Genomic DNA, 3850 nt, shown 5'->3' on the forward strand with positions numbered 1-3850 from the left:
GCCTTCAGGCCGGGGAGGATGTCAAGGTATTCTGTAGAGTACGCCAAGGCTGGCTCTTGCTACGGCCCCTAGATGTTGCCTTGTGTAACAGCAAGGGCATAATCTTTTGTCCTGCCTAGAGGTCTGCTGTACAACGAAGAGCGAGATACAGCTTTTCTCGACGTTGTGGGAGGTCTGTGGAGTTATCTGTGGAGTTAATAGAATCCCGGCCCCCTACACGTCTGTACTGGCTTCGGGAGGCGTCGTCGGAAAAAGCTGTGAACCCCATTGCTAGCAACAGCCGGTTAGTTCCACTTTTGGGAATCGTCATGGAAAGTCGTGGTTACAAAAAGTCCTCACAGAAGAGCTTTGAGTTGATGCGGCATTTCGCAGAAACCTACGCCAAACGCTCCGAGACCTTTTTCTGCTCGGATCCATCAATTACGACGGCGGTGATCGAAGGCTTGGCTCTGCACAAAGAGCAATTGGGCGCCCCGCTGTGTCCCTGTCGTTTTTATGAAGACAAAGAGGCAGAAGCAAAAGCAGGCTATTGGAATTGCCCCTGTGTACCCATGCGGGAGCGAAAGGAATGTCACTGTATGCTGTTCTTAACGCCGGATAACCCCTTTGCCGGCAAGAGCCAAACCCTAGAGGAGGTGCCCCTGGAATACCAAACTACCAAATGACAGCGCCCGGCAGGGACAAAGGCAGGCTTTGGAAGGGTGACAGGGCTCGGTATAATCGAAAAGCCGTTGGGCAATGGTTATTTGCACGAGGAGGAAACGCTTTTATGACTCCCTCACTTGCTAACTTCCTCTGGAGCTTGGTGGCTGGTGCAGTTGTGCTGGGGGCTCTCTTTGGCGCCATCATCTTTGTCAGCCAAAGGGATAAAGTGCGTCGTCGCTGAGATCCCCGCTCGTTGGCACTTGCCCGCCAATGCTTCCCTTTTCCCTGTACTGCTATCGCTGGGTGGGGAGAGACTGGGGTGGCAAGATGTGGCTGCGGTACGCAATCGCTGGAGGGCTTCGCCCCTGTTGTCGGGGATCCAGCTGGGTTGGGTGACCAACAGATTGAGATCTAAGGTGCTTGAAGCCGTTGTTGCAAACGATCACACCTTATGATCGAAGACTATCCAGCGATACCCCAGGGATCCCTTGCCAGCGTTGACCCACCCCTTGTATTACTGGCGGCAAAAAAACCGCTACTACCACGAGGATCTGGAGCGGCTGCATCGCTTTTTTGTCCCTGCCGGTTTGCGCATCTTGGAGATTGGTTCCGGCACGGGATCCCTGCTCAATGCCTTGCAGCCCAGCTTCGGGGTGGGGATCGACCGGGATGCGGACATTGTTGCCCAAGCTCAGGCAGAGTTTCCCCATCTCCATTTCCGGGTGCAAGATGCCCACACGCTGGACAAAGGGGATCCCGTCTTGGCGGAGCCTTTTGATGTGATCTTGCTCGTCAATACCCTGGGCTACCTGGCCGACATCCAGCAGGTTCTCCAGCAGTTGCGCCGCTTCTGTACCCCACGCACCCGCCTGATCCTCTCCCACCACAACCCGCTCTGGGAGCCGATTCTGGGCTTGGCAACCGCTCTGAAGCAACGGATGCCTCTGCCGGCAGCCAACTGGTTATCGGCAGCCGATGTGGCCAATCTGCTGCACCTGGCGGGATACGAGGTCATTCAGCAGGGCAAGCGGCTGTTGTTGCCGCGGCGGATCCCGTTCCTTTCGACTGTGATCAACCGGGTGATTGCCCCATTGCCCGGGATCAACGCCCTCTGCCTGACGGAATATACGATCGCTCGCCTGCAGCCCGACCCTGCCTGGGATCCCCCCCCTGAGCAGCAGCCTTCCTGCACCGTGGTGATTCCGGCTCGGAATGAAGCGGGCAACATCCGCCGCTGCGTGGAACATTTGCCCGAGATGGGATCCCGCACCGAGATCATTTTTGTGGAGGGGCATTCCAGCGACGGGACTTGGGCCGAGATCCAGCGGGTACAGGCGGAATACCAAGGGATCCGCAATATCCGGGCTCTACGGCAGGAGGGCAAGGGCAAGGGGGATGCGGTGCGCAAGGGGCTAGCCGCCGCTACAGGGGATGTGTTGATCATCCTCGATGCCGATTTGACGGTACAGGCAGAGGACATGCCCAAGTTTTTCCGGGCTGTGGCTTCCGGGCGATGTGATTTTGCCAATGGTTGTCGCCTTATCTATCCCCTGAAACCAGAGGCAATGCCTCGGCTAAACCAATGGGCCAATCGTTTTTTTGCCGCTCTCCTCTCCTACATTCTCGGCATCCGCATCAAAGATTCCCTCTGTGGCACCAAGGCCCTGTGGCGGGAGGATTACCAGCAGATTGCCAAGCTGTGCCAAGAGTGGGGGGATTTCGACCCGTTTGGAGATTTTGACCTGTTGCTGGGATCCGCCAAGCGCACCCTGAAGATCCTGGATATCCCCGTGCGCTATTTCCCCAGAACCTATGGTCGCTCCAACATTCACCATGTGCGAGAGGGGCTGCGGCTGCTGCAGATCTGTGGCTTTGCCCTCAAGCGCTTTAAGGGATACTGAAGTTTGCTCTGACCCAAAGGTGCCGGTCTGTACTTCTGTCGAGGCAGGGCCAGTCTCTGCAAGTACTTCTCCACCGTTGGGATTCCCGCCTAGGCACCCAGGACTCGTTACAATAATTAGTCAATCGGATCACTGTAATGTGTGGATCGGCCCCCATGGGGAGTGCCACGGGAACGAGCAATGGGAGAATCCGTATTGAGCAGGCTGGGCCAATGGATCTCGAATACCCCCCTGCGCTCCCTCGACCAAGCTTATGAGGCTGCCCTGCGCATTAAAGCCATTGAGGATCAATACTTCCAGGGAGGATCCATCGGCAGCAACGGGCAACATGGCCAGAATGTCAGCCGCTACTTTCAAATTCAACTGCGCCGGCAACTGCGCCAGATCGATCTGCGTTTGGCAGAGTTCAGAGCCAGCAGCGCCCTTTCTCGCCTGCCGGATCCCGAGCAAAATGGCAGTGGCCCTGTTTCTGCCCAAGATAAAGCTCAACAACTCCATGCCGCTGAGGCCAATGTTTCTGAAAGCAGCAGCGAAAACTCCGAGAATGGTTGCCAAAGACGAGATCTTTCCATCTTGGAGAAACTGCAGTTTATCGATCAGGTGACTTCTCGATACAAACGCCCGACCAGAAAATCCCAACCTGTCTCTGCTTCAATTTCCACTTCACCTGAGCCTCTCGAACCGCCAGAACAACCTACCTCAACTGAACCCAGTTCTTCTAATGTCTCTGTCAAGGCAGGCTCCGGCAATGGCGCTGCCCCGGTCGCTTCCAAAGCTGCGATTCTGCCCCGTTCTATTCTGCGCACGGCCAGCCAAATCCGCCGTGAGCTGAGTTCCCAGGCCGAAGAGGAACTGATCCAAGAGTATCGGGAGGCTCGCACTCGCACACTGGTATCGATTCGTTTTCTGTTGTTGTTGGCCGTTTTGCCTCTGCTCACCCAGATCCTCTCGAAAAACTTTCTGTTTGGGCCATTGGTGGATCACTTCCAACAACGGGAGCCTGCCATTGTGGCTCTGAGCCACGAATTCCAAGAAAAAGCCCTGTCAGAGTTCGAGTTTTTCAAGGAAAGAATAGAATTTGAGCGAGCTTTGCACCATCAACCCCCAGAGTGGGATCTGGAATCAGAAGAGCAACTGTCCATGAAGGCAGAGGAACTGCTGAAAAAATATAGCCGTAGGAACTCGGAAGGATTGAAGAATATCCTTGCTGATTTGCTTTCGCTGCTGGTGTTTGGCTGGCTTATCTTTATTGGGCGTGAGGAAATCGAAGTCCTCAAGTCTTTTTTGGATCGTCTGATCTACGG

At 55.3% G+C, this 3850-nt stretch carries 4 protein-coding genes; all 4 read left to right on the forward strand.

Features of this window, described 5'->3' with window-relative positions; all coding sequences use genetic code 11:
- Positions 1-308 precede the first annotated feature (308 nt).
- The gene (locus NW820_RS04010; protein WP_011432451.1) at positions 309-665 is read left to right on the forward strand and encodes a ferredoxin-thioredoxin reductase catalytic domain-containing protein; all 357 of its coding nucleotides are present in this window, start codon (positions 309-311) and stop codon (positions 663-665) included.
- Between the two features lie 104 nt (positions 666-769).
- Positions 770-886: a photosystem II reaction center X protein gene (locus NW820_RS04015; RefSeq protein WP_011432450.1), complete on the forward strand. Its 117-nt coding sequence runs from the start codon at positions 770-772 to the stop codon at positions 884-886.
- A gap of 256 nt (positions 887-1142) precedes the next feature.
- The gene (locus NW820_RS04020; protein ID WP_011432449.1) at positions 1143-2546 is read left to right on the forward strand and encodes a glycosyltransferase; all 1404 of its coding nucleotides are present in this window, start codon (positions 1143-1145) and stop codon (positions 2544-2546) included.
- Positions 2547-2726: 180 nt separating this feature from the next.
- A partial coding sequence (locus NW820_RS04025; RefSeq protein WP_414406748.1) for a proton extrusion protein PcxA occupies positions 2727-3850 on the forward strand: 1124 nt, incomplete at its 3' end.

Source organism: Synechococcus sp. R55.7 (assembly GCF_047461955.1).
Taxonomy (GTDB): Bacteria; Cyanobacteriota; Cyanobacteriia; order Thermostichales; family Thermostichaceae; genus Thermostichus.